Below are 24996 nucleotides of genomic sequence, written 5' to 3' on the forward strand. Positions count from 1 at the left end.
CCTGCATCGAACGCGGCACCCGCCGCGACGACACCCTCGCCAACGCCTACCGCGACTGGCTAACCGCCGCTTGACAGCCAATAGGAGCATCAATCGCCGAGGCCGTTGTGTTCCAGCAACATGTCCTTCACAGAACACGCGCCACAATGAGGAACCATGATCCGTTTCGAGCACGTCACCAAGCGGTACGCCGACGGCACGACCGCAGTCGACGACCTTTCCTTCGAAGTGGCCGAGGGTGAACTGGTCACGCTCGTAGGGCCGTCCGGCTGCGGCAAGACCACCACCATGAAGATGGTGAACCGGCTGATCGAACCGACCGAGGGCCGGATATTCCTCGGCGGTGACGACATATCCGCCATCGACCCCGTGCGGCTCCGCCGCCGTATCGGCTATGTGATCCAGCAGGTCGGGCTGTTTCCGCACAAGACGGTGCTGGAGAACACGGCGACGGTTCCTCATCTCCTGGGCTGGAAGCGGGGAAAGGGCCGCGAGCGCGCCGCCGAACTCCTCGACCTCGTCGGACTCGATCCTTCCGTTTATGGTGACCGATATCCGGACCAGCTCTCCGGTGGTCAGCGCCAACGCGTGGGAGTGGCAAGGGCGCTGGCCGCGGATCCGCCGGTACTGCTGATGGACGAGCCTTTCGGCGCGGTCGACCCGGTGGTCCGTGAACGGCTGCAGAACGAATTCCTCAAACTCCAGGCCCAGGTCCGGAAAACCGTGTTGTTCGTCACGCACGACATCGAGGAAGCCGTTCGGCTCGGCGACCGTATCGCCGTCTACGGGCAGGGCTCCATCGAGCAGTTCGACTCCCCCGCGACCGTGCTCGGCGCCCCGGCCACCCCGTACGTGGCGGACTTCGTCGGCGCCGACCGGGGCCTCAAGCGGCTCTCCGTGACCCCCATCGAGGAGAGCGATCTCGACCAGCCGCCCGTCGTCCATCTGGACGACCCGCTCTCCCGGGCGACCGGGCGGCTGCGTGCCGAGGGTGCGCGCTGGGCCGTCGTCCTGGACGCCGACGACCATCTGCACGGCTGGATCCCGGCAGGCACCGCCCCCACCGAGGCCAAGGGCACGGTCCGCGAACACGCCCGCCGCATGGAGGCGTGGCTCCCCGTCGGCGCCCCGCTCAAGCAGGCGTTCGCCACGATGCTGCAGCACGACGCGGGCTGGATCGCGGTCATCGACAAGGAGAGCACCGGCCGGTTCCTCGGGGTACTCACCCCCGCCCGCCTCCATGAGGCGCTGCGCCGCTCGATCGACGCGGACGCCCAGGACCTGCCGCGCGCCGACGTGAATGTGGAGACGGTGGCCCGGGCAGGCTCGCTCTGAGAGCCCGTCGGGTGACCTTCGTCCGCCCGATCACAGGTCACCCGACAGGCTCTGAGCCGGGGGGCACGCGCCCGGCATCTCCACGAGCCTGCCGCACCCGGTCAGTTCTCGCTCAGCCGGCTGCTCAGCCACTCCAGCGCCGCAGGGATCTCCCGCCGCCAGGTGTTGAAATTGTGCCCGCCACTGTTCAGCACGATCGAGGAGACCTGGGCGGGCGCCTTCACCTTCGCTATGAACCTCCGCGTACTCCGGTAGTCCCCCTCGCCGTGCCGTGACGTCGTCACCAGGAACGACGAGTTGGGCTGGGGCAGATGGTCCAGGCACCACAGCAGGTTCGCGCGCTCTCGCTCCGCCCGGTTCCCGTGGAAGAGATCACCGGTCGTCGGGTCCTCGGCCGCCTTGTAGTACGCGGACAGACCGGCGCTCGCCGCGAACCTGTCCGGGTGGTGCAGGCCGATCTTCAGTGCGCAGTACCCACCGGTCGAGTCGCCGATGATGCCCCAGTTCCGTGCCCGCTTCCCGATCCGGTACGAGTCCGAGACCGCCTGAGGCAGATCCTTCGCGAAGAACGTCTCGGTCTGCGGCCCGCCCGCTATGTCCACGCACTCGGTGTCCCGCGGCGGCGCGACCGTGGGCCTCAGCATCACCAGGATCATCGGCTGTGCCCGTCCGGCTTTCACCCGATCGAGTGCGGTGCGTGGATACGCAAGACCCTTCAGGAGGTTCTCCGCGACGCCCGGATAGCCGGTGAGGACGACGACCGCGGGGAACTTCCGGTTGGCGTACTCCGGCTGGAAGTACTCCGGCGGCAGATACACGTACGCCGAGCTCTTGATCTTCGACCGCCGCCCCGCGATGACGATCTTGTCGATCCGGCCGGCCGTCGTCGGGCGCACATCACCGGGGACGTCCGGCCGCTGTATCCCGACCCGGACAATGTTCTTCGATGCCAGGGTCCTGGCCGCCCCGTCCGTGACCACGCCCAGTTCCTGCTGCCCACCGAAGAGATCGGTCCAGGAGCCGTAGAACAGAAAAGAATTGTTGGCCATCAGGCCGACCGACGTGAAGACCATCACCTGGGTCGCCAGCAGCAGGCCGACCCGGCCGAACACCGCGGGCACACTGCGGCGGGCCAGTCTCGGCCAGATCAGGACCGTGGCAGCGAACAGAACGACGGTCAGCACAGTGGACAGGGTCAGAACTGTCTTGCTGGTGAGCCCCATGGTTGAGTGAACTTTCTTGTCAGGAATTTTCCGGGTTGCGGGTGAACCCACCGCCCGGAAGCCTCGTCCTAGAGGTCGAACATCGTCCGGACCGCTTCGGCCGACGGACTCAAGAATCTCTCGCGGAGCCACGGGAAGCGATGTCTATCACGCTAGATGGGGATAAATCGGAATCGGTTCCGAATGCTGTACGCAAGTTCGTACGCGGACCGCGCCCCGAATCCGTACCGGCGCTCGTCGGCGCCTCTTGCACCCTCGTCGGTCTCATCGACGTCGCCGCAGGGGTGTTCCCCCGCTTCCGGCACAGCCGGATACACACGCTCGCCGAAGTCCTTCCAGGAGCCCTCGGCCCCTTCGCCGCCGCGCTGTCGCTGAGCGCAGGCGTCCTGCTGCTGCTCCTCGCCCACGGCCTCAAGCGGCACAAACGGCGGGCCTGGCGCGCCGCCGTGCTCCTGCTGCCGGCAGGCACGGCAGCGCAGTTCGTCTACCGGCACTCGATCCTCGGCGCCCTCGTCTCCCTCACGCTCTGCTTTCTGCTGGTCCGCCACCGGAGTGAATTCGCCGCGCTCCCCGACCCGCGCAGCCGTTGGCGGGCGCTGGCCAACTTTGTTCTCCTCGGAGCGGGTTCGCTCGGCCTGGGGCTGATCATCGTCTCCGTTCACCCCGGCCACGTCGTCGGCAACCCCTCCATCGCCGACCGTCTCCAGCACGTCCTGTACGGGCTGTTCGGCTTCGAGGGCCCCGTCGAGTACGCCGGAGTGACCTCCTGGACCGTGGCCTACTCGCTCGGCGCACTCGGTCTGCTGACCGCCGTCACCACCATCTACCTGGCATTCCGCCCCGAACATCCGGCCGCCCGGCTCACCGAGGAGGACGAGGTCCAGCTGCGGGCCCTCCTCGACAAGCACGGCGGCCGCGACTCGCTCGGCCACTTCGCGCTCCGTCGCGACAAGGGCGCCGTCTTCTCCCCCAGCGGCAAGGCCGCCGTCTGCTACCGCGTGGTGTCCGGGGTGATGCTGGCCAGCGGCGACCCGATCGGCGACGTGGAGGCCTGGCCGGGCGCCATCGAACGCTTCATGGACGAGGCCAAGGCGCACTCCTGGACCCCCGCGGTGATGGGCTGCAGTGAGACGGGCGGCGAGGTCTGGACCCGCGAGACCGGGCTCGACGCGCTGGAGCTCGGCGACGAGGCGGTGGTGGATGTCGCGGATTTCTCGCTCGCCGGGCGCGCGATGCGCAACGTGCGCCAGATGGTGAAGCGCATTGAGCGGAACGGTTACGAGACCCGCGTCCGGCGCGTCCGTGACATAGGCGAGACCGAGCTCGCCCGCATCCGCCGGGCCGCCGCCGACTGGCGCGGCACCGATACCGAGCGCGGCTTCTCCATGGCGCTCGGCCGGATCGGCGACCCGGCCGACGGCGACTGCGTCATCGCCACCGCCCACAAGGCCGACGAGCACACCGCCGACTCCCCGTACGGCGATCTGAAGGCCGTGCTCCACTTCGTCCCATGGGGCACGGACGGCATGTCCCTGGAGCTCATGCGCCGCGACCGCGCCGCCGACCCCGGGATGAACGAGCTGCTGATCGTCGCCTCCCTGCACGACGCGCCCCGGCTCGGCATCGCGCGTGTCTCACTGAACTTCGCGATGTTCCGCTCGGCGCTCGCCCGCGGGGAGAAACTGGGCGCGGGCCCGGTGCTGCGGGGCTGGCGCGGGCTCCTGATCTTCGTGTCGCGCTGGTTCCAGATCGAGTCGCTCTACAAGTTCAACGCCAAGTTCCAGCCCCGCTGGGAGCCCCGCTTCGTCGTCTACCGCACCAGCCGCGACCTGCCCCGGATCTCGTTCGCCGCGATGCAGGCCGAGGGCTTCGTCAACGTCGGGCTGCCCCGTCCGTTCGGCCGCCGATTCCCGGCCTCCCGGCCCCGGCCCTGCGCACACACACCGGGTCCCGAACCGGAGCGCGGTACCAGCGCGGCGTAACACCGCTCCGTACGGGCCTACGCTGGTCGCATGAGTACGTTGCGTGGACGAGGCACGGTCCAGGGCCTGCCGGAGTGGGACCGCTGTGCGGTCATGGGTGTCGTCAATGTGACCCCCGACTCCTTCTCCGACGGAGGCCGCTGGTTCGACACCACGGCTGCGATCAAGCACGGCCTCGACCTGGTCGCCGCAGGCGCCGATCTGGTCGACGTCGGCGGCGAGTCGACCCGTCCCGGTGCCAGCCGGGTGGACGAGGCCGAGGAGCTGCGGCGCGTGATCCCGGTCGTCCGGGGGCTGGCCCAGGAAGGCATCACGGTCTCCGTGGACACCATGCGGGCCCGGGTCGCCGAACAGTCCGTCGCCGCAGGCGCGGCGCTGGTCAACGATGTGAGCGGCGGGCTCGCCGACCCGGACATGATCCCGGTCGTCGCTGCCGCCGGAGCGCCGTTCGTGGTCATGCACTGGCGTGGCTTCAGCGAGTCGATGAACAGCCGTGCGGTGTACGAGGACGTCGTCGCCGAGGTCGTCGCGGAGCTGCGGACGCGGATGGACGCGGTGGTCGCCGGCGGTGTCGCCCCCGAACGGATCGTGATCGACCCCGGCCTGGGCTTCGCCAAGGACGCCGCCCACGATCTCTCCCTCGTCGCCCACCTCGACGAGCTGCGCGCGCTGGGCCGCCCCCTGCTGGTCGCCGCCTCCCGCAAGCGGTTCCTCGGCCATGTGCTGGCCGGTGAGGGCGCCGCACCGCCGCCCGCCCGGGAACGCGACGCGGCCACCGCCGCGATCTCCGCCCTCTCCGCCCGGGCCGGCGCCTGGGCGGTCCGGGTCCACGAGGTCCGGGCGACTGCCGACGCCGTCCGGGTCGCCCGCGCCGTCGAGGGAGCCGCGTGAGCGACGACCAGGAACAGGTGGCCGCCGACATCGCAGCGGTCGAACAGGCCAACACCGCCTTCTACGAGGCGATGGAACGCGGCGACCTGGACGAGCTCTCCGGGCTCTGGCTGCCCGGCGAGTACCTCACGATCTCCTGCGTCCACCCCGGCTGGCCGGTGCTCAGCGGACGCGGCGAGGTACTGCGCAGTTACGCCCTGATCATGGCGAACACCGAGTACATCCAGTTCTTCCTGACCGATGTCGGGGTCTCGATGACCGGGGACACAGCCCTGGTCACCTGCACCGAGAACATCCTCAGCGGCGGTCCCGCGGAGGACGGCGGCGAGCTCGGGCCGCTGGTCGGCCAACTCGTCGTCGCCACCAATGTGTTCCGCCGCACCGGGGACGGCTGGAAGCTCTGGTCCCATCACGGGTCCCCGGTGCTGACCGAGGACGAGGACGAGGACGAGGACGAGGACGAGTCGCCTTCCTGACCCCCCGCGGGGGCGCGGCCCCGTGCGGATACGCCCCTGAGGGGATTGAACTCCTGGCTGCGGGGTAAGGGACGCGCCCACCAGCCCCGCACGGTCCCGTCCATAGCCCCCGCGGGCGAGCACTGTCCGCGCTCGCAGGTAGATTCGAAACAGGGCACCTTGCCATCCGCACGCGGCCCCGTGTCTCCACGACCAACAACAGCAGGAGTGATTCGCGTGGATCGTGTCGCGCTGCGCGGCCTCAAGGCCCGTGGGAACCATGGCGTCTTTCCCCGGGAACGGGAAGAGGGCCAGACCTTCATCGTCGACCTGGTTCTCGGCCTCGACACCCGTCCCGCGGCAGCCGCGGACGACCTGACCAAGACCGTGCACTACGGCGTGGTCGCCGAGGAGGTCGTCGACATCGTCCAGGGAGAGCCGGTCGATCTGATCGAGACGCTCGCGGAGCGCATCGCCCAGAAGTGCCTGGGACACGAAGGCGTCGAGGAGGTCGAGGTCGTCGTGCACAAGCCGGATGCACCGATCACCGTCCCGTTCGACGACGTGACCATCACCATCACCCGGAGCCGAGCATGACAGCATTTTCTGCCCAGGGGCAGGGCGACCCGACCGTACAGCCGGTGCCCGCCTCCGTGGTCGAGCAGGTCGACGCGGCGGACATCACCCTCTCCAACCCCAAACCGGCCGTGATCTCGCTCGGCTCCAATCTGGGCAACCGCCTGGAGACCCTGCAGGGCGCCATCGACGCCCTGGAGGACACCCCCGGCCTCCGGGTCAAAGCGGTGTCCCCGGTGTACGAGACGGAGCCGTGGGGTGTCGCCCCCGGCTCCCAGCCGTCGTACTTCAACGCGGTGATCGTCGTGAAGACGACGCTGCCCCCGTCCTCCCTCCTGGAGCGTGGCCAGGCCATCGAGGAGGCCTTCGACCGCGTCCGCGAGGAGCGTTGGGGCCCGCGCACCATCGACGTGGACATCGTGGCGTACGCGGATATGGTCTCCGACGACCCGGCGCTGACCCTTCCCCACCCCCGGGCCCACGAGCGGGCCTTCGTGCTCGCCCCGTGGTACGACGTCGCCCCCGAGGCGCAGCTGCCCGGCCACGGCCCGGTGGCGGAGCTGCTCGGCACGATCGGCCGCGACGGCGTACGCCCCCGGACCGATCTGGAACTCCGCCTGCCCGAGTAGTCGTTAGGCTCAGGGCAGGTCAGCACAGGACACAGAACAGACAGCCGGACAGACGGGCGGACGGCCCGGTCGGCTCGGCCGGCGGCGAAGGGCGGCTTTCTCGGTGAAGCAACTACGGCTCGGGGTACTGGCCGGACTCTTCGCCGCGGCCGGCGTGCTGTCCTGGGGCGGTGCCCGCCTCTGGGACTCCCTCTCGACCCTGCCGAGCGTGCCGATCGCCGCGCCCATCGTGCTCGCGGTGATCGCCGTCATCCTGCTCGCGACGGCGCTCTCCATCCGCTCCCGGCTGCGCGCCCAGCGGGAGCGCCGCCCGGGGGCGAAGGGTGTCGAGCCGCTGATGGCCGCCCGCGCCGTGGTCTTCGGCCAGGCCAGCGCCCTCGTCGTGTCGCTGGTCGCCGGCCTGTACGGCGGCACCGGGGTCTTCCTGCTCGGCTCACTCGACATTCCGGCCCGCCGCGACCAGGCGATCTACGCCGGCTTCGCGGTGCTGGCCGGGATCGGGGTGGTCGCCGCCGCCTTGTTCCTGGAGCGCGTCTGCAAGCTCCCGGAGGACAAGGACGACGACAAGAGCGCCGCCTCGGCCTGACGTTCCGCCCCCCGCCCGGCCACCGGCACCGCCTTCGGCTCTCAGCCGGCCATGATCAGGCTCATTGCCTCGGCGCGCGTCGCGGGGTCACGGAGCTGGCCGCGTACCGCCGAGGTCAGCGTCTTCGCTCCGGGCTTGCGGATGCCACGCATCGACATGCACATGTGCTCGCACTCGACGACGACGATGGCTCCGCGCGGCTCCAGGATCCTCATCAGTGAGTCGGCGATCTGCGTGGTCAGCCGCTCCTGGACCTGCGGGCGCCGGGCGTAGACGTCGACCAGCCGGGCCAGCTTCGACAGGCCGGTGATCTTGCCGGTGGTCGCCGGGATGTACCCGACATGCGCGACCCCGCGGAACGGCACCAGGTGGTGCTCGCAGGTCGAGAACACCTCGATGTCCTTGACGAGCACCATCTCGTCGTGGCCGAGGTCGAACGTGGTCGTCAGGACGTCCTCGGGCTGCTGGTTCAGACCCGCGAATATCTCCTTGTACGCCCGCGCCACCCGTCCCGGCGTCTCACGCAGCCCCTCCCGGTCCGGGTCCTCCCCGACGGCGAGGAGAAGCTCACGCACCGCTGCCTCGGCCCGCTTCTCGTCGAACTCACCGATCGAACCCTGGCCGTCCAGCGTCACCGGGTCGGTCATCTGTGCCTCGTTCCTTCAACTGTCACCTGCGCGGACATCGCGCAGACATACAAAAAGCCGCGCCCCCACAGGCTAAAACCTGGGGGGCACGGCATCCATTCCGGGTCGGTGGACCCCCGTGACAGGGGCCACACCGGGGTCCGCACTAGCTCTCGGGACGGTCCTCAGGGATCGCCTCGGTGGCCGCGGCGGTGTCCGCCGGGGTCGACCCGTTGGCCGTGGTGACCCCGTTGGTGAGGGCGAGCTCCTTCGGCGAGAGCACCGGCGGCCGCGTCGACGGCGTACGCCGTGCGGAGCCGGTCCACGCCGGGCGGGCCGGACGCTTCACGATTCCGGCGAAGATCTCGGCGATCTGCTCCTTGCCGAGGGTCTCCTTCTCCAGCAGCTGGAGAACCAGGTTGTCGAGAACGTCGCGGTTCTCGACGAGGATCTCCCACGCCTCGTTGTGCGCGGTCTCGATGAGCTTCTTGACCTCTTCGTCGACGAGCGCCGCGACCTCTTCCGAGTAGTCGCGCTGGTGGCCCATCTCCCGGCCCAGGAAGGGCTCGGTGTTGTCGCCGCCGAACTTGATCGCGCCGAGCCGCTCCGTCATGCCGTACTGCGTGACCATCGCGCGGGCCGTGGCACTGGCCTTCTCGATGTCGTTCGCAGCGCCGGTGGTCGGGTCGTGGAAGACCAGCTCCTCGGCCGCGCGCCCGCCCAGCATGTAGGCCAGCTGGTCGAGCATCTCGTTGCGCGTCGTGGAGTACTTGTCCTCCTCCGGCAGGACCATCGTGTAACCGAGGGCACGACCGCGGGAGAGGATCGTGACCTTGTGCACCGGGTCCGAGTTGGGGGAAGCCGCCGCGACCAGGGCGTGTCCGCCCTCGTGGTACGCGGTGATCTTCTTCTCCTTGTCGGACATGATCCGGGTCCGCTTCTGCGGGCCCGCCACGACGCGGTCGATCGCCTCGTCCAGCATCTCGTTGTCGATCAGCTTCTGGTTGCTGCGCGCCGTGAGGAGCGCCGCTTCGTTCAGCACGTTCGACAGGTCGGCACCGGTGAAACCGGGCGTACGACGGGCCACGGCGCCGAGATCGACGTCCGGGGCGACCGGCTTGCCCTTCTGGTGCACCTTGAGGATTTCGAGACGGCCCTGCATGTCCGGCCGGTCGACCGCGATCTGCCGGTCGAAGCGGCCCGGGCGCAGCAGCGCCGGGTCGAGGATGTCCGGCCGGTTCGTGGCGGCGATCAGGATGACGCCGCCCTTCACGTCGAAGCCGTCCATCTCGACGAGCAGCTGGTTCAGGGTCTGCTCACGCTCGTCGTGACCACCACCGAGACCCGCACCGCGGTGCCGGCCGACGGCGTCGATCTCGTCGACGAAGACGATCGCCGGGGCGTTCGCCTTGGCCTGCTCGAACAGGTCACGGACCCGGGAGGCACCGACACCGACGAACATCTCGACGAAGTCGGAACCGGAGATCGAGTAGAACGGGACGCCGGCCTCGCCCGCGACGGCGCGTGCGAGCAGCGTCTTGCCCGTACCGGGAGGCCCGTACAGCAGGACGCCCTTGGGGATCTTCGCGCCGACGGCCTGGAACTTCGCCGGCTCCTGGAGGAACTCCTTGATCTCGTGGAGTTCCTCGACGGCCTCGTCGGACCCCGCCACATCGGCGAAGGTCGTCTTCGGGGTGTCCTTGGTGATCAGCTTCGCCTTGGACTTGCCGAACTGCATGACCTTGGAGCCGCCGCCCTGCATCTGATTCATCAGGAACAGGAAGACGACCACGATCAGGACGAAGGGCAGCAGCGAGAGAAGGATCGAGATGAACGGGGACTGCTTCGACGGCGAGACGGTGTAACCCTTCTCGATGTCACCGCTCTCGAACTTCTTCTGCAGCGTGTCGGCGAGCTGGACACCCTGGTCACCGATGTAGCTCGCCTGGAACTTGCTGCCGGACTCGCCCGAGAGTTTCTGGCCGTCCTTCAGCTCAATCTTGAGGATTTGTTCGTCGCCGGTGGTCAGCTTGGCCTGATCCACCTGGTTCCTGCTGATCGCCTGGATCACCTTGCCGGTGTCCACCGTCTTGTAGCCGCCCGACGAGCCGACGACCTGCATCAACACAAACACGGCGAGGACGGCCAGCACGATCCACATGACCGGCCCACGGAAGTATCGCTTCACGTCCATCCATACGGAGCGAAGTCGCCCCGTCCCTCCTGCCCGTAGGTAAATGCTGCTGTGAGAAAAGACTGTTCTTCGGACGGTACCCCAGCATTGTCGCCTGCGACCGCCTCGGCCGTCTGTCAAACCCGCCTTCAAAGGCTCCAACGGCGGGAACCCGTCAGGGGTTCCCGGGGGTGCACCCGGGTCGGGTGCGGCCGGAGGAGGGCTGCGGGACCTTCAGCCGCCGTAGACGTGCGGGGCGAGCGTGCCGACGAAGGGCAGGTTGCGATACTTCTCCGCGTAGTCCAGCCCGTAGCCGACGACGAACTCGTTGGGGATGTCGAACCCGACCCACTTGCAGTCGAGCGCGACCTTCGCCGCATCCGGCTTGCGCAGCAGGGTGCAGATCTCCAGGCTGGCGGGTTCACGCGAGCCAAGGTTCGACATCAGCCAGGACAGGGTCAGGCCTGAGTCGATGATGTCCTCGACGATCAGGACGTGCTTGCCCTTGATGTCGGTGTCCAGGTCCTTGAGGATCCGGACGACACCGGAGGACTGGGTGCCCGCGCCGTACGAGGAGACGGCCATCCAGTCCATCGTGACGGGGGTGGACAGCGCGCGCGCCAGGTCCGCCATCACCATCACGGCGCCCTTGAGGACGCCGACGATGAGCAGGTCCTTGCCCGCGTACTCCGCGTCGATCTTCGCGGCCAGCTCGACGAGCTTCGCGTCGATCTCTTCCTTGGTGAGGAGCACCGACTGAAGGTCGGTGCCCATGTCCTTCTCGTTCACCCGCGTCTCTTTCTTTGCCTGCCCGGTCCGGGGCGGTGCCCCGGCCGTGCGCGGCCGCTCGCCTGCATGTCAGCCGCTTGTGCTTCAGCTCTGCCGAATCACCAGTCTGCCACCCTGGCGCCGGGCTTCGACGCGGCCGGGCAGGTTGATGGCCTGCTGGCCGCGCCAGCCGGTGATCAGACGGTCGACTTCCTCGATGTGGCGGGCGAAGAGGGAACCGGCCGGAGCACCTGCCTCTATGGCCGCCCGGCGCAGCACCCGACGGCGTACGGCGGGGGGCAGCGCGTACAGCTTGGCGCAGTCCAGCTGCCCGGCGTCGTCCCGTACGGCGGTGTCGGCCTCGGCGGCCCAGGTGTCCAGGGCGTCGGCGTCGTCGCGGGAGAGCTGCGCGGTCCGGGCCAGGGCCTCGACGACGCCTTTGCCGAGGGCCTTCTCCAGGGCGGGCAGGCCCTCGTGGCGCAGCCGGGAACGGGTGTAGGCGGGGTCGGCGTTGTGCGGGTCGTCCCAGACGGGCAGGGACTGGACCAGGCACGCCTTGCGGGCGGTCTGCCGGTCGAGCTGCAGGAAGGGGCGGCGGTAGCGGCCGGCCGGGCCGGAGGCTGCGGCCATGCCGGAGAGCGAGCGGATACCGGAGCCGCGGGCGAGGCCGAGCAGGACGGTCTCCGCCTGGTCGTCACGGGTGTGGCCGAGCAGGACGGCGGCGGCCCCGTGGCGCTCGGCCGCGGCGTCCAGGGCTGCGTAGCGGGCGTCGCGGGCAGCGGCCTCGGGCCCGCCGTCGCGGCCGACCTGCACGGCGACGGCCTCCACCGGGTCGAGGTCCATGGCGGCGAGGCGGGCGACGACCTCGGCGGCGCGGACGCCGGACCCGTCCTGGAGGTTGTGGTCGACGGTGATGCCGCCGGCCCGGACGGCGAGTTTGCGGGCCTCGAAGGCGAGGGCGGAGGCGAGCGCCATGGAGTCGGCGCCGCCGGAGCAGGCCACCAGCACCAGCGGGGCGTCGGGGCGTTCGGGGAGCGCGGGGCGCCGCCTGCCCGGGCCGGCGTCGGCGAGCTCGGGGCGCGGGGCGCGTTCGGTGCGTTCGGTGCGTTCGGTGCGTTCGTTCAGTACGTCGTGGAGTACGCGGCGGACCGCCAGGCGTATCGCCGCGACCGCAGGATGGGGACCCATGTCCGGTGCCCTTCGTGAAGTTTTGGGGGTGCCTCGGAGCGTCGGGACGGGAAGAGTGCCGTCACCCAGAGTGCGTCGATGGTGACAGAGCCAAGCCGTTCATCGAGCATTGCACGCCTTCCCATGCCCCTACGGTCCCTCGGATGGGTGATTACCGGGGCGTACTTCTTCCGGCTTTCCCCGTCGGCCGCCTCATGATCACGACTCTGCCTTACGGTGCACCCTCGCGATCCAGTCCACCGGTTTGGCGATCTCGGCCTTGGTGGGGAGCGTGTTCGGGGAGGTCCAGACCCGGTTGAAGCCGTCCATGCCGACCTCGTCGACGACGGCGCGCACGAACCGCTCGCCGTCCCGGTACTGGCGCAGTTTGGCATCGAGGCCGAGGAGCTTGCGCAACGCCTGGTCGAGGCGGCTGGCGCCGCGCGCCCGGCGCTGCTGGAACTTCTCCCGGATCTCTCCGACGGAGGAGACGACCTCGGGGCCGACACCGTCCATCACGTAGTCGGCGTGTCCTTCGAGCAGGGACATCACGGCGGTGAGCCGGCCGAGGATCTCACGCTGGGCGGGCGTCTGGACGATCTCGACGAAGCTGCGGCCGCCGTCCTCGCCCTCCTCGCCCTCGGGCGTGCTGCCGGCGAGTGACTGGGCGGCCTCGCGGAGCCGTTCCAGCACGGTCATCGGGTCGACGTCGGTCTCGTCGAGGAACGACTGGATTTCGCCCTGCAGATGGTCGCGGAGCCAGGGGACGCCGGTGAACTGGGTGCGGTGGGTCTCCTCGTGGAGCGCGACCCAGAGCCGGAAGTCGTGCGGGTCGACGTCGAGTTCGCGCTCGACGTGGACGACGTTCGGGGCGACGAGCAGCAGTCTGCCGCCGCCGCTGAGGGAGGCCGGGAGCTCACGGCTCGCGGGGGCGAACGCCTCGTACTGTCCGAGGACCCGGGAGGCCAGGAACGACAGCAGCATGCCCAGCTCGACGCCGGTCACCTTGGAGCCGACCGCGCCGAGCACGGCTCCGCCGGGGCTGCCGGAACGCCGGTTCTCCATTCTCGTCAGGAGCGGGCGGAGCAGTTCGCGGAAGCCCGCGACGTTCGCCCTGATCCAGCCGGCCCGGTCGACGACCAGGACCGGGGTGTCCTTCGGTTCGGCCCCCTCGGAGATCATCCGGGTGAAGGAACGGACGTGCTCCTCCGACGCCTTGGCATGTCTGCGGAGCTCCGCGACGACCTCGCGGGCCTCCTCGCGGCTGATGTCGGGTCCCGGCCGCACGAGCCGGGTCGCGGTCGCGACCGCGAGATTCCAGTCGACCATCTCGGCACCACCGATGCTCGTCATGCGTCAACCGTACGTGCTCGGGTCCGTCCGCGGTGTGCTGTTGACCGGCTCATCGGGTACGGACGACGAGGCTCGTGGCGAGGGCGTCGAGGGCGGACTGTGCCTCGGACGGTGACGTCGTGCCGGACGCCAGGAAGGCGAAGGCGAGCAGCCGGCCCCGTGCGTCCACGACCGTCCCGGCGAGGGTGTTCACTCCGGTGAGGGTGCCGGTCTTGGCGCGGATCAGTCCGGTGCCGCGCGAGGCCGAGGTGTACCGGTGGCTGAGCGTGCCGGTGAAACCGGCCACCGGGAGGCCGGTCAGGACGGGGCGCAGCTCGGGGCGGCCGGGTTCGGCGGCGCGGGCGAGGAGGCCCGCCAGCAGCCCGGCGGTGACCTTGTCCTTGCGGTTCAGTCCGCTGCCGTCGGCGAAGTTCGCGCCGGCCAGCGGCAGGTGCAGCTTCTTCAGTCGGGCGGTGACGGCCCGTCGCCCGCCGTCGAAGTCGGCCGGTTCGCCGGCGGCCAGGGCGGTCTGCCGGGCCAACGCCTCGGCGATGTCGTTGTCGCTGTTGGTCAGGGCCCGTTCGACCAGGGCGGACAGCGGGGCGGAGAGATGCTTGGCGACCGGCAGGGACGCGGCGGCGGCGCGGCCCCGCCCCGGGGCGGACCCGGTGCCGATACCGGCGTCGTTCAGGAGTCCGGCGAAGGTGCGGGCGGCGTCACCGGCCGGGTCGCCGCTGCGCGGGGCGGGTCCGCTGTCCGTCCGGTCGAGCCGCCCCTCGTCCAGCATCAGGGCGCTGACCGGGGCGATGTTCTCGTTGGGGCCGATCGGGTGCAGGGCGGGGCCGGAGTACCGGGAGGTGTCGTACCGGAGCCGGACGGAGTCGACGCCGCGGTCGCGCAGGGCTCGTACGGTCCCGGCGGCGAGTTCGCGCAGCGCCGCCTTGTCGAGGGTGGGGTCGCCGCCGCCCACGAGGGTGAGGGTGCGGGAGTCCGGGGATGCCCGGACGGTCGTGGCGATGCGATGGTCGGGGCCGAGGGCGGAGAGTGCGGCGACGGCGGTGGCGATCTTGACGGTGGAGGCGGGCATCATCGGGGTGTCGGCCCCCTTCCCGTACAGCCGCTTGCCGGTGGCCGTGTCGATGATGACGGCGGTACGGACGGTGCCGAGCGCGGAGGAGTCCAGCAGCTTGTCGAGGGTGGTGCGGAGATCGGCCGCCGCTCCGTCCGGGGCGGCCTTGTCGACCTGGGTGCCGAGGGCCGCGAGGACGGCCGGGGCACTGGGTGCGGGGGCCGGCTGAGCGGGCGCGGCGGACGCGGCGGGTTCGTGATGTGCGCCACCTGTGCGGTCCCGGGCGGCTGCCCACTGCCGCTCGGCCTTACGCTGGCCCGAGTCCCAGGGACCGGCGGCGAGGACGGCGCCGGCCGCGAGCGCCAGGCCGAGGACGGCGGAGCCTGCCGTGAACTGCCAGTTGCTCCATCCGTTCACCTTGTTCAGGCAGCCCGCCACGGTCGGCCTGCGCAACGCGTTCAACGGGTTGATCGACGGTCTTTTCACCGGCTCGGCCACCGTTGACCAGCCCCTTTCGCGAGCACACATCTCCGTGGGGGACACTTAATCACCAGTCGTATGTGTTGATCATGGAGGAGCCACCCGTGGAGTTCGACGTCACCATCGAGATCCCGAAGGGTTCGCGGAACAAGTACGAGGTGGACCACGAGACCGGTCGGATCCGCCTGGACCGTCGACTCTTCACCTCGACCAGCTACCCGGCGGACTACGGCTTCGTCGAGAACACCCTCGGCGAGGACGGCGACCCGCTGGACGCGCTGGTCATCCTGGACGAGCCGACCTTCCCCGGCTGCCTCATCAAGTGCCGCGCCATCGGCATGTTCCGCATGACGGACGAGGCCGGCGGCGACGACAAGCTGCTGTGCGTCCCGGCCTCCGACCCGCGGGTGGAGCACCTGCGCGACATCCACCACGTGTCGGAGTTCGACCGCCTGGAGATCCAGCACTTCTTCGAGGTCTACAAGGACCTGGAGCCCGGCAAGTCCGTCGAGGGTGCCGACTGGGTCGGCCGCGCCGAGGCCGAGGCCGAGATCGAGGCCTCCTACAAGCGCCTCGAGGCGCAGGGCGGCAAGCACTGACACTGCGGTGTCCGTGACCGCCGCACAGGCGTGATCCCGGTTCCGCTTACGGCTTCTCGCACGGTAGGGACCCCACTCCCTGTCGTGGGGCAGGCCGTTACGGTTCCCGCTGCGGTTCCGTAAAGAGTTCGGCGCAAGGAACGGGCGGTACACCCCTCACCGGTGTGCCGCCCGTTTCGCATGTGCGCCCATGACCGTGCCCATACTGGGGCAGGAGCGCAACCCAAGACGCGCAGCCAAGAATGAGCGAGGTCCAGTGGTGGCGGAACCGGGCGGTCCCGAGGATCAGAAGCCCCAGTCCGACGAGGCGCGCAGCGCCTTTGTCCCGCCGGCCGGGGTGGGGCGCCCCGCAGTGCCGCCCGAGGACGACCACCCCACCTCGGAGTTCGCCCTCCCGGCCGGTCTGACGACCGAACCGCAGGCGTCCGGATCCGGCCCGGGACCGGGTTCCGCTTCCGGCTCCCGACCGGATTCCGGCTCGGGTTCGGGCTCGGACACGATCGGTTCGGCCTTCGCCCCGCCGAGCACGTACAGCGCCAGCCAGTCGCCGCCCGCCTTCACTCCCGCGCACGGCATGCCGATGATCCGGCTGACCAAGGAAGCTCCTTGGCAGGACCGGATGCGCACGATGCTGCGGATGCCGGTCGCCGAGCGGCCGGCGCCCGAGCCGGCGCAGAAGCCCGACGAGACGGGACCCGCGGTGCCGCGCGTGCTCGACCTGACGCTGCGTATCGGGGAGTTGCTGCTCGCGGGTGGTGAGGGCGCGGAGGACGTCGAGGCCGCGATGTTCGCGGTGACCCGCAGTTACGGTCTCGACCGGTGCGAGCCGACGGTCACCTTCACCCTGCTGTCGATCTCGCACCAGCCGTCGCTGGTCGACGACCCGGTGACGGCGAGCCGTACCGTACGCCGCCGCGGCACCGACTACACCCGGCTGGCCGCGGTCTTCCGGCTCATCGACGACATCACCCACGAGGAAGTCGAGGTCTCCCTGGAGGAGGCGTACCGGCGGCTCGCCGAGATCCGCCGCAACCGGCATCCGTACCCCGGCTGGGTGCTGACGCTGGCCGCCGGCGGGCTGGCGGGGGCGGCATCGGTGCTGGTCGGCGGCAACGCACTGGTCTTTGTGGCGGCGGCGGTCGGCGCGATGCTCGGCGACCGGCTCGCCTGGCTCTGCGCCGGGCGCGGCCTGCCGGAGTTCTACCAGTTCGTGGTGGCGGCGATGCCCCCGGCCGCGATGGGGGTCGCGCTGACCCTCACCCACTCGACGGACATCCGGCCGTCCGCCGTCATCACCGGTGGGCTGTTCGCGCTGCTGCCGGGGCGAGCCCTGGTGGCGGGCGTCCAGGACGGCCTGACCGGCTTCTACATCACCGCGGCGGCCCGGCTCCTCGAAGTCATGTACCTCTTCATCGGCATCGTCACCGGGGTGCTGCTGGTCCTGTATCTGGGAGTGCAGCTGGGCGCCCAGCTCAATCCGGAGACGCGGTTCGTGGCCCACGACCGGCCGGTGGTGCAGATCCTGGCGTCGATGGCCCTCTGTTTCGCCTTCGCGATCCTGTTGCAGCAGGAGCGGTCCACGGTGCTCGCGGTGACCCTGAACGGCGGTGTGGCGTGGGTGATCTACGGGGCGATGGCCCGGACCGGGGGTATCTCGCCGGTGGCGGCCACGGCGGTGGCCGCCGGGCTGGTGGGGCTGTTCGGGCAGCTGCTCTCGCGGTACCGGTACACCTCGTCGCTGCCGTTCATCACGGCCGCGATCGGTCCGCTGCTGCCAGGCTCGGCGACGTACTTCGGTCTGCTGGGTGTCGCGCAGAACGATCTGGTCCGGGGGCTCGCCTCACTGTCGACCGCGGTGGCGACGGCGCTGGCCATCGCGATCGGGGTGAATCTGGGAAGCGAGATCTCCCGGCTGTTCATGCGGGTGCCCGGAGCGGTCGGCGGGGCGAACCGCCGCGCGGCCAAGCGGACGCGCGGCTTCTGACCCGGGTACGGGACAGCCCTTATGGCCTCCCTGTCCTGGGGGAGGCCGTAAGCGGTCAGCGCTTGGCGTGGCGGCCGCGCTGGCCGGTGGACGGGGCTCCACCACCGACGATCGGGCCGTGGCCCTCGCCGCCCCCGGCGGCTGCTTCCTTCTTCGACTTGCTGCGGGCGCGCAGGAACTCGACAGCGATCGGCACCACCGAGATCAGCACGATCAGGATGAGCATCGCCTCGATGTTCTTGCGGACGAGCTCGATCTGCCCGAGCCCGGCACCGAGCAGGGTGACCCCGACGCCCCAGAGCACGCCGCCGATGATGTTGAACGTGATGAACGAGCGGTAGTTCATCCGGCTCACACCGGCGATGATCGGCGTGAATGTACGCACGACAGGCACGAAGCGGGCCAGGATCAGCGACTTCGGCCCGTACTTCTCGAAGAACTCGTGGGCCTTCTCGACGTTCTCCTGCTTGAAGAGGCGGGAGTCGGGGCGCTTGAAGAGCGAGGGCCCGACCTTGCGGCCGAAGAGATAGCCCACCTGGTCGCCGATGATCGCCGCCAGCGCCACCAGGACGCAGACCAGCCACAGCGGGGTGTGCAGCTTGTCCGTCGTCACCAGCAGACCCGTGGTGAACAACAGGGAGTCGCCGGGCAGGAAGAAGCCGATCAACAGCCCGGACTCGGCGAAGACGACGACCAGCACACCGAGCAGTCCGAACTGCCCGATGAGATAGTCCGGGTCCAGCCAGCTCGGTCCGAGCGCAAGCGTATTCAAGGGTCCGGGCTCCAGGATCGGTCGATGGCGGCTGCGTGGCCGCCCAAAGCTATCAACGCCGGGAGACAGCCCCGGGTTCCAGTGGGCCGCGCGGGGATGAAAAGCTGCCCCCCAGGAGGTGCCACACGATGGGCATTGAGGAATTCGGCGGCGGGCAGACGGCACAGTCCGATGTCCTGGTCGTCACCACGAACGACGTCCCCGGGTACCGGGTGACCCAGGTGATCGGTGAGGTGTTCGGTCTGACCGTGCGCTCGCGTCACCTCGGCAGCCAGATCGGCGCCGGGCTGAAGTCGATGATCGGCGGCGAGCTGAAGGGGCTGACCAAGACCCTCGTCCAGACCCGGAATCAGGCCATGGAGCGGCTTGTCGAGCAGGCGAAGGCGCGCGGCGCCAACGCGGTGCTGATGATGCGGTTCGATGTGACGGAGGCAGCCGACGTGGGCACGGAGGTCTGCGCGTACGGCACGGCGGCCGTCATCGAGAAGGCCTGACCGTCCCGACGGGCACCGACGGGGGTCGAGGCGCTCTCGACCCCCGTACCTGGAGTTACGCCCGGCGCTCCGCATTGGCGTTGATCGCATCCCGCAGGTGTTCGGCCAAGCCGGGCCCGATCGACTCGTAGTAGGCGCGGAACTGCGGGTCGCTGACGTACATCTCGCCGAGCCCACGATGGATCTCGTACGTGCATTCGTAGAACCATGTGGAGATGTGGAGCCGGTGCGCCTCGGCGAGCTCCATCGCCCGCTCCCCGGTGGCGGGTTCGCCCGCCTCCATCACCGCGGTGTACGCCTCGCTCCACTCGGCGATCTCGGCCTGCATCCGCTTCCAGTCGTCCTTGGTGTAGCGGGCCACCCGGCGCTGCGACTCCGCGTACGTGGCGGTGGAGCCCCAACGGCGCTCCGCCTCCTCCGCGTGCTCCTCCGGGTCCTTGGCCCCGAAGACCTCGAACTTCTCCTCGGGCGTGAGATTGATACCCATCTTCCGTGCCTCCAAGGCTGTTTCGACGGCGGCTGCCATCTTCTGGAGTTCGGCGATCCGGCCGGACAGCAACGCGTGCTGACGGCGCAGGTGGTCCCGCGGATCCGCTGCCGGGTCGTCGAGCAGCACCGCGATCTCTTCGAGCGGGAAGCCGAGTTCCCGGTAGAACAGGATCTGCTGCAGCCGGTCGAGGTCGGCGTCGCTGTAACGCCGGTGACCCGCGTGGCTGCGCCCGCCGGGCGAAAGCAGTCCGATCCCGTCGTAGTGGTGCAGGGTGCGCACCGTGACTCCGGCGAACCCGGCGACCTGTCCCACGGAAAAGTCCACGGCTCTCCGCTCCCTTCTGCTTTCGCTCTGTACGTCGGTGCGTCGGTACGGACCCGAGCCTGAGCCCTGACGTGACGTGAGGTGCAAGCCCGAATTGCCCTCACACCCCGATGCAATGGCTCAGTTATGCGACTTTTGCGTAGCTATGGTGACCCGATGGCCTCCGACTCCGTCGCTCTCGCCCGGACCACCCCGGCGCGCCGGCTGCTGCTCCTCATCGTGCCCGCCCTGGTCGTCGGGACGGCCTCGGCCCTGATCCTGCTCGCCGTCAGCCTGCTCGCCGAGCAACTCCAGAACGTGCTCTGGAAGACGCTTCCGGACGCGCTCTCCATCGGCCGCTACTCCTCGCCGTGGATGATCGTGATGCTCACCGCGACCGGCCTCGCCGTCGGGCTGGTCGTCCGCACGGTGCACGGCCACGCAGGCCCCGATCCGACCACCACCGGGCTGGTCGATCCACCCCTGCCTCCGGACGTCATCCCCGGACTGCTGGTCGTGACGGTACTGGCGCTGGCGGGCGGGGTCAGCCTGGGGCCCGAGAGCTCGATCACCGCCGCCAATATCGCACTCGCCTCCTGGCTGGGCCGCCGGGCCGCCCCGGGCAATACGGCCGGCCTCTGGATCGCGCTCGCCTCGGCCGGGACGATCGGCGCCCTCTTCGGCACCCCGGTCGCCGCGGCCCTGATCGTCTCCGAGTCGTTCACCACGCGCGGCGGCGAACCGGGCGCGCTCTGGGACCGGCTCTTCGCCCCGCTCGCGGCGGGCGCCGCGGGGCGCTCACCATGACACTGCTGGCCCATCCCAGTTTCGACCTGTCGCTGCCGCCGTACCCGGGAGCGCACTGGGCCGATCTGCTCTCGTCGACCGTGATCGCCTCGGAGGGGGTGCTGCTCGGTCTGACGGCGGTGTACGCGGTTCCGCACGCGCACCGGGCATTCCGCGCGCTGCGGCATCCGGTCCTGATGCTGACCGCCGGCGGTCTGCTGCTCGGGCTGCTCGGCGCGCTCGGCGGGCATCTCACCCTCTTCAAGGGGCTGGACGAGGTGAAGGAGCTCAGCGCCGATCCGAGCGGCTGGTCGGCCGGGCAGTTCGCCGCCATGGCCGTGGTGAAGGCGGCCGCCCTGGTGATCGCCACGACCTGTGGCTTCCGGGGCGGGCGGATCTTCCCGTCCGTCTTCGTGGGCGTCGCGCTCGGCATGTGCGCCCATGCGCTGGTCGACGCGGTGCCGTTGGCCCTCGCGGTGCCGAGCGCGGTGCTGGGGGTCCTGCTGGCCGTCACCCGGCAGGGCTGGCTGAGCCTGTTCACGGCGGCGGTGCTGGTCAGTGACTCGGGAGTGCTGCCGCTGCTCTGCGTCGCCTCCCTGCCGGCCTGGCTGCTGGTGACCGGACGGCCGCAGATGCAGCTGCGCGCGGACGGCACACCGCTGCGGTGAGCCGGGGCCCCTCCCGGTCCCGTCCGACGCGCCGGTCACGACAGTTGTCCGTATCGTCGCATTCGTACGGTCATGCCTCGCCCTGCCCCACGGAGGTTCGCGCAATGCCCACGCCCGTCGAGTCGCCGTCATCCACCGCTCCTCCACCGGCACCGTGGCCACCATGACCGAGGCGATCGCGGAGGGCGCCGAGAAGGCGGGCGCCGAGGTCCGGCTGCGCGGGGCCGCCGAGCCGGCGCTGACCGCCGCCCGGGTGCGGGCCGATCGCGTCGTGAAGTTCACCCGTGCCATCAAGGACGGCCTCGCGGCCGCGCGCTGACCGAGCACCGAGCAGACCACCGTCAGAGCCACCACCAGCTGAGAAGGGCTGTCCGCCGATGCCTCTCCATCAGGGTTCGAACCACGGCAGGGCACCGTCCGAGAAGCACCGCAGGCTCGCCCTCAACCCCTTTTTCGGGGAGGCGGACCCGACCGCGACCATGACGTCCGCGCCCCCCAGACATCAGCTGCCCGACGGCCCGCTGCCGCCCTCCACCGCGTACGGACTCGTCCATGACGAGCTGATGCTCGACGGCAACTCCCGGCTCAATCTCGCCACTTTCGTCACCACCTGGATGGAGCCCGAGGCCGGCTCACTGATGGGCGAGTGCCAGGACAAGAACATGATCGACAAGGACGAGTACCCGCGCACCGCCGAGCTGGAACGACGCTGTGTGGCGATGCTCGCCAACCTGTGGAACGCCCCCGCCCCGTCGGCGGCCGTGGGCTGTTCGACCACCGGCTCCAGCGAGGCCTGCATGCTCGCCGGCCTGGCGCTCAAACGACGCTGGGCGGCCAGGAACGCCGACCGCTACCCGGCGACCGCCCGGCCCAATCTGGTCATGGGCATCAACGTGCAGGTCTGCTGGGACAAGTTCTGCAACTTCTGGGAGGTCGAGGCCCGGCAGGTCCCGATGGAGGGCGGACGCTTCCATCTCGACCCGCAGGCCGCCGCCGAGCTCTGCGACGAGAACACCATCGGTGTCGTCGGGATCCTGGGCTCCACCTTCGACGGTTCGTACGAGCCCATCGCCGAACTCTGCGCCGCCCTGGACGCGCTGCAGGAGCGCACCGGGCTCGACATCCCCGTCCATGTCGACGGTGCGTCCGGGGCGATGGTGGCACCGTTCCTGGACGAGGGCCTGGTGTGGGACTTCCGGCTTCCCCGGGTGTCGTCGATCAACACCTCCGGGCACAAGTACGGCCTGGTCTACCCGGGCGTCGGCTGGGCGCTGTGGCGCTCGTCGGCCGAACTCCCCGAGGAGCTCGTCCTCCGGGTCAACTACCTGGGCGGCGACATGCCGACCTTCGCGCTGAACTTCTCCCGGCCCGGCGCCCAGGTGGTGGCTCAGTACTACACGTTCCTGCGGCTGGGGCGGGAGGGCTACCGGGCCGTTCAGCAGGCGTCCCGCGATGTGGCGAGCGCACTCGCCGCCCGGATCGAGAAGCTGGGTGACTTCCACCTCCTCACCCGGGGCGACGAGTTGCCCGTCTTCGCGCTGACCACCGCGCCCGATGTGCGGGCGTACGACGTCTTCGACGTGTCACGGCGGCTGCGCGAGCACGGCTGGCTGGTGCCCGCGTACACCTTCCCCGCCAACCGGCAGGACCTGTCGGTGCTCCGGGTGGTGTGCCGCAACGGTTTCACCTCGGACCTCGCGGAACTGCTGCTGGAGGACCTCCGCCTGCTGCTGCCCGAACTGCGCAGCCAGCGGCACCCGTTGAGTCATGACCGGGAGGTCGCGACGGCCTTCCACCACTGACCGAGGAGCAAGCCGGCGCCGGGGGCGGCCGGGTCGGGATCGGATTCGGGTCAGTGGCTCAGCCGGCCGAACCGCCGCACCGCAAGCGGAAAGAAGACCGCGATCAGGGCCACCGGCCAGACCACCGCGAGCAGTCCGGCATGCTCCGCCGCCCAGGATCCCCCGGCCCCGCCCGGGTTGCCGAACAGGTCGCGCACCGCCGTGGCCGTCGCCGACATCGGGTTCCATTCGACGACCGCGCCCAGCCGGCCCGGCATCGACTCCGGTGTGGCGAAGACGTCGAACCCCGCCACCTCGACCCGGCCCTCGTCGTGCCGCAGCAGCGTCGACAGGATGCGTACGGCCGTGGTCTTGCCGGCGCCGTTGGGGCCGAGCACGGCATGCACCGTGCCCTGGGCGACCCTGAGATCGAGGCCGTCCAGGGCGCGCTTGCCCCCGTACCTCTTGTGCACATCTTCGAGAACGATCGCGTCGGTCAAAATCGCCACACCCTCTCGCGGCCCTCTAGTCAAACTTGACTAGAGGCAGAAGATAACTGCGGCTCCCTCATTCGTCAAACTTGATTAGTCGTTGTCCCCGGGATCCTGGACACCGGTCGCGTACGGGTTCTCCTCGCCCTCGGCGAGTACGCCGACGAACGGATCCCCCTCCCCCGCGAAGGTGTACGCGCCGCCCTCGATCCGCGCGATCAGCCCTCGCGTCCACTCGGCCCCGGCGTCCGCAGAGTGGACCCACATGTTCATGATCTCGCCGATGTGGCCCAGCGACTCGGGCCCGCCCTCCGGCGTGTAGTACTCGGTGACCGAGGCCCGCCAGGCCGCCAGCCCCGCCACCCGCTCCTTCAGCAGCGCGACCGCCTCGGACCGCTCCAGGTCGACGATGAAGCCGATGCCCGCCGACAGCACATCCATCTTCTGGTCGTACACGGTCAGCGCGGCACGCAGCAGCGCGAGGTACTCCTCGGTGCCCCGCTCGGTGATCTCGTACTCGGTTCGGGGCGGGCCGCCCGCGGTGCTCGGGGCGATCTCATGGGCGATCAGCAGCCCTTGCTTCGCCATCTGCTTCAGGGCGTGGTAGATCGAGCCCGGCTTGGCGTTGGACCACTCGTGGGCGCCCCAGTACTCCAGGTCGTTGCGGACCTGATAGCCGTGTGCCCGGCCGTGCTGTCGCACGGCTCCGAGGACCAGCAGCCGGATCGCGGACATCCACTCACCCTTCCTATTCAACTTTGACTAGGGTAGCCCGCCTCCTGCGCGATCAACTCGAACGCGGTACGGCCGTCCAGGGACTCCCGGATGATGTCCGCATGCCCCGCGTGCCGGGCGATCTCCTCGACGAGATGGACCAGCAGCCAGCGCATCGAGCACTTCTGGTCCTTCGGGAACCAGGGCGCCTCGGGCAGCGGGAAGGTGTCGTTCATGCTCTCCACCGAGTGGATGAACCCCTCGGTCTCCGCCGCGACCTTCGCCCAGAACTCCAGCATCTGCGGGACGGTCCCGTCCCCGATGAGCCGGAAGCTGTCCCCCCAGGTCTCCTCGGTGCGGGCCTTCTCGTTGGGCCGCTGCTGGGCGAGGCGCAGCCAGTTCAGCTCGGTCTCGGCGACATGCTTGAGCAGCCCGGAGAGGGAGAGTCCACTGGCGCTGGGCCGGCTCGCCGCCTGCTCCTCGGTCAGCCCGATCAGCGAGCGCCGGATCGCGCCGCGTTGTCCTCGACGAAGGAGAGGAGCGCGCCGCGCTCGTCGTCGTGGGCTTCTGCGGGAACGTGAGTGACCATGGTGTCCGCCCTTCGGAACCGTTCGGGCTTGTG

21 protein-coding genes and 4 pseudogenes are annotated in these 24996 nt (G+C 69.9%); 13 read left to right on the top strand and 12 right to left on the bottom strand.

The window, feature by feature from the left end; all coding sequences use genetic code 11:
• Positions 1–156 precede the first annotated feature (156 nt).
• Positions 157–1335 carry an ABC transporter ATP-binding protein gene (locus ACGFSA_RS27210; protein WP_393308551.1) on the top strand — a complete coding sequence of 393 codons (1179 nt, stop codon included), beginning with the start codon at positions 157–159 and terminating at the stop codon, positions 1333–1335.
• Between the two features lie 101 nt (positions 1336–1436).
• On the opposite strand, the gene ACGFSA_RS27215 is transcribed toward ACGFSA_RS27210, so the two are convergent.
• Positions 1437–2558: an alpha/beta hydrolase gene (locus ACGFSA_RS27215; RefSeq protein WP_393308553.1), complete on the bottom strand. Its 1122-nt coding sequence runs from the start codon at positions 2556–2558 to the stop codon at positions 1437–1439.
• A 140-nt stretch (positions 2559–2698) separates the two neighbouring features.
• Between ACGFSA_RS27215 and ACGFSA_RS27220 the strand changes: the two genes are divergently transcribed.
• The 6 genes from ACGFSA_RS27220 to ACGFSA_RS27245 all read left to right on the top strand — a co-directional run bounded on the left by ACGFSA_RS27220 (position 2699) and on the right by ACGFSA_RS27245 (position 7677).
• The gene (locus tag ACGFSA_RS27220) at positions 2699–4540 is read left to right on the top strand and encodes a phosphatidylglycerol lysyltransferase domain-containing protein (RefSeq protein WP_393308555.1); all 1842 of its coding nucleotides are present in this window, start codon (positions 2699–2701) and stop codon (positions 4538–4540) included.
• A gap of 93 nt (positions 4541–4633) precedes the next feature.
• Positions 4634–5431: a dihydropteroate synthase gene (gene folP, locus ACGFSA_RS27225; RefSeq protein WP_393308617.1), complete on the top strand. Its 798-nt coding sequence runs from the start codon at positions 4634–4636 to the stop codon at positions 5429–5431.
• Positions 5428–5907 carry a nuclear transport factor 2 family protein gene (locus ACGFSA_RS27230; RefSeq protein WP_393308557.1) on the top strand — a complete coding sequence of 160 codons (480 nt, stop codon included), beginning with the start codon at positions 5428–5430 and terminating at the stop codon, positions 5905–5907. The genes folP and ACGFSA_RS27230 overlap by 4 nt, the downstream gene beginning before the upstream one ends.
• Positions 5908–6123: 216 nt before the next feature.
• Positions 6124–6483, top strand: a complete 360-nt coding sequence (folB, locus tag ACGFSA_RS27235; RefSeq protein ID WP_266984344.1) for a dihydroneopterin aldolase — start codon at positions 6124–6126, stop codon at positions 6481–6483.
• Positions 6480–7091 carry a 2-amino-4-hydroxy-6-hydroxymethyldihydropteridine diphosphokinase gene (gene folK, locus ACGFSA_RS27240; protein ID WP_393308559.1) on the top strand — a complete coding sequence of 204 codons (612 nt, stop codon included), beginning with the start codon at positions 6480–6482 and terminating at the stop codon, positions 7089–7091. The genes folB and folK overlap by 4 nt, the downstream gene beginning before the upstream one ends.
• 103 nt (positions 7092–7194) lie before the next feature.
• Positions 7195–7677 (top strand): DUF3180 domain-containing protein, encoded by a 483-nt coding sequence (locus tag ACGFSA_RS27245; RefSeq protein ID WP_393308561.1) that lies wholly within the window; start codon positions 7195–7197, stop codon positions 7675–7677.
• Positions 7678–7718: 41 nt separating this feature from the next.
• Here ACGFSA_RS27245 and folE read toward each other — a convergent pair whose 3' ends face one another.
• The 6 genes from folE to dacB all read right to left on the bottom strand — a co-directional run bounded on the left by folE (position 7719) and on the right by dacB (position 15310).
• Positions 7719–8324 (bottom strand): GTP cyclohydrolase I FolE, encoded by a 606-nt coding sequence (folE, locus tag ACGFSA_RS27250; RefSeq protein WP_393308563.1) that lies wholly within the window; start codon positions 8322–8324, stop codon positions 7719–7721.
• 145 nt (positions 8325–8469) lie between these two features.
• On the bottom strand, positions 8470–10497 hold the full coding sequence (gene ftsH, locus ACGFSA_RS27255; protein ID WP_393308565.1) for an ATP-dependent zinc metalloprotease FtsH: 2028 nt from the start codon (positions 10495–10497) through the stop codon (positions 8470–8472).
• 213 nt (positions 10498–10710) lie between these two features.
• On the bottom strand, positions 10711–11250 hold the full coding sequence (gene hpt / locus ACGFSA_RS27260; RefSeq protein WP_072487175.1) for a hypoxanthine phosphoribosyltransferase: 540 nt from the start codon (positions 11248–11250) through the stop codon (positions 10711–10713).
• 99 nt (positions 11251–11349) lie between these two features.
• A complete protein-coding gene (gene tilS / locus ACGFSA_RS27265; protein WP_393308567.1) occupies positions 11350–12432 on the bottom strand; it encodes a tRNA lysidine(34) synthetase TilS in 1083 nt (360 codons plus the stop codon).
• A 198-nt stretch (positions 12433–12630) separates the two neighbouring features.
• The gene (locus ACGFSA_RS27270) at positions 12631–13764 is read right to left on the bottom strand and encodes a zinc-dependent metalloprotease (RefSeq protein ID WP_393308569.1); all 1134 of its coding nucleotides are present in this window, start codon (positions 13762–13764) and stop codon (positions 12631–12633) included.
• Positions 13765–13813: 49 nt separating this feature from the next.
• Complete coding sequence (dacB, locus tag ACGFSA_RS27275) at positions 13814–15310, bottom strand: D-alanyl-D-alanine carboxypeptidase/D-alanyl-D-alanine-endopeptidase (protein ID WP_393308571.1); 1497 nt, start codon at positions 15308–15310, stop codon at positions 13814–13816.
• An 86-nt stretch (positions 15311–15396) separates the two neighbouring features.
• On the opposite strand from dacB, the gene ACGFSA_RS27280 reads away from it, so the two are divergent.
• Together ACGFSA_RS27280 and ACGFSA_RS27285 are read left to right on the top strand one after the other, a co-directional pair.
• On the top strand, positions 15397–15891 hold the full coding sequence (locus ACGFSA_RS27280) for an inorganic diphosphatase (protein ID WP_037691000.1): 495 nt from the start codon (positions 15397–15399) through the stop codon (positions 15889–15891).
• A 256-nt stretch (positions 15892–16147) separates the two neighbouring features.
• Complete coding sequence (locus ACGFSA_RS27285) at positions 16148–17875, top strand: threonine/serine exporter ThrE family protein (RefSeq protein WP_393308573.1); 1728 nt, start codon at positions 16148–16150, stop codon at positions 17873–17875.
• A 55-nt stretch (positions 17876–17930) separates the two neighbouring features.
• Here ACGFSA_RS27285 and ACGFSA_RS27290 read toward each other — a convergent pair whose 3' ends face one another.
• Positions 17931–18647, bottom strand: coding sequence for a DedA family protein (locus ACGFSA_RS27290; RefSeq protein ID WP_393308575.1), 717 nt, complete (start codon positions 18645–18647; stop codon positions 17931–17933).
• A gap of 128 nt (positions 18648–18775) precedes the next feature.
• On the opposite strand from ACGFSA_RS27290, the gene ACGFSA_RS27295 reads away from it, so the two are divergent.
• Positions 18776–19141, top strand: coding sequence for a YbjQ family protein (locus tag ACGFSA_RS27295; protein ID WP_393308577.1), 366 nt, complete (start codon positions 18776–18778; stop codon positions 19139–19141).
• 55 nt (positions 19142–19196) lie between these two features.
• On the opposite strand, the gene ACGFSA_RS27300 is transcribed toward ACGFSA_RS27295, so the two are convergent.
• The gene (locus ACGFSA_RS27300) at positions 19197–19955 is read right to left on the bottom strand and encodes a MerR family transcriptional regulator (RefSeq protein ID WP_393308579.1); all 759 of its coding nucleotides are present in this window, start codon (positions 19953–19955) and stop codon (positions 19197–19199) included.
• A 156-nt stretch (positions 19956–20111) separates the two neighbouring features.
• Between ACGFSA_RS27300 and ACGFSA_RS27305 the strand changes: the two are divergent.
• The 3 genes and pseudogenes from ACGFSA_RS27305 (at position 20112) to ACGFSA_RS27315 (ending at position 23190) form a co-directional block, all read left to right on the top strand.
• Positions 20112–21388 (top strand): annotated as a pseudogene (locus ACGFSA_RS27305) (ion channel protein).
• Between the two features lie 104 nt (positions 21389–21492).
• Positions 21493–21638 (top strand): annotated as a pseudogene (locus ACGFSA_RS27310) (NAD(P)H dehydrogenase); the annotation flags it as partial.
• Positions 21639–21765: 127 nt separating this feature from the next.
• Positions 21766–23190 carry a glutamate decarboxylase gene (locus ACGFSA_RS27315; RefSeq protein WP_393308581.1) on the top strand — a complete coding sequence of 475 codons (1425 nt, stop codon included), beginning with the start codon at positions 21766–21768 and terminating at the stop codon, positions 23188–23190.
• A gap of 50 nt (positions 23191–23240) precedes the next feature.
• Here the strand turns inward: ACGFSA_RS27315 and ACGFSA_RS27320 are convergent.
• The 3 genes and pseudogenes from ACGFSA_RS27320 to ACGFSA_RS27330 form a co-directional block, all read right to left on the bottom strand.
• Positions 23241–23576 (bottom strand): annotated as a pseudogene (locus tag ACGFSA_RS27320) (ATP-binding cassette domain-containing protein); the annotation flags it as partial.
• A gap of 177 nt (positions 23577–23753) precedes the next feature.
• A complete protein-coding gene (locus ACGFSA_RS27325; protein ID WP_393308583.1) occupies positions 23754–24395 on the bottom strand; it encodes a PadR family transcriptional regulator in 642 nt (213 codons plus the stop codon).
• A 17-nt stretch (positions 24396–24412) separates the two neighbouring features.
• Positions 24413–24963: pseudogene (locus tag ACGFSA_RS27330) on the bottom strand (DinB family protein).
• Positions 24964–24996: the final 33 nt, after the last annotated feature.

Source organism: Streptomyces sp. NPDC048496, assembly GCF_043200055.1.
Classification (GTDB): domain Bacteria; phylum Actinomycetota; class Actinomycetes; order Streptomycetales; family Streptomycetaceae; genus Streptomyces.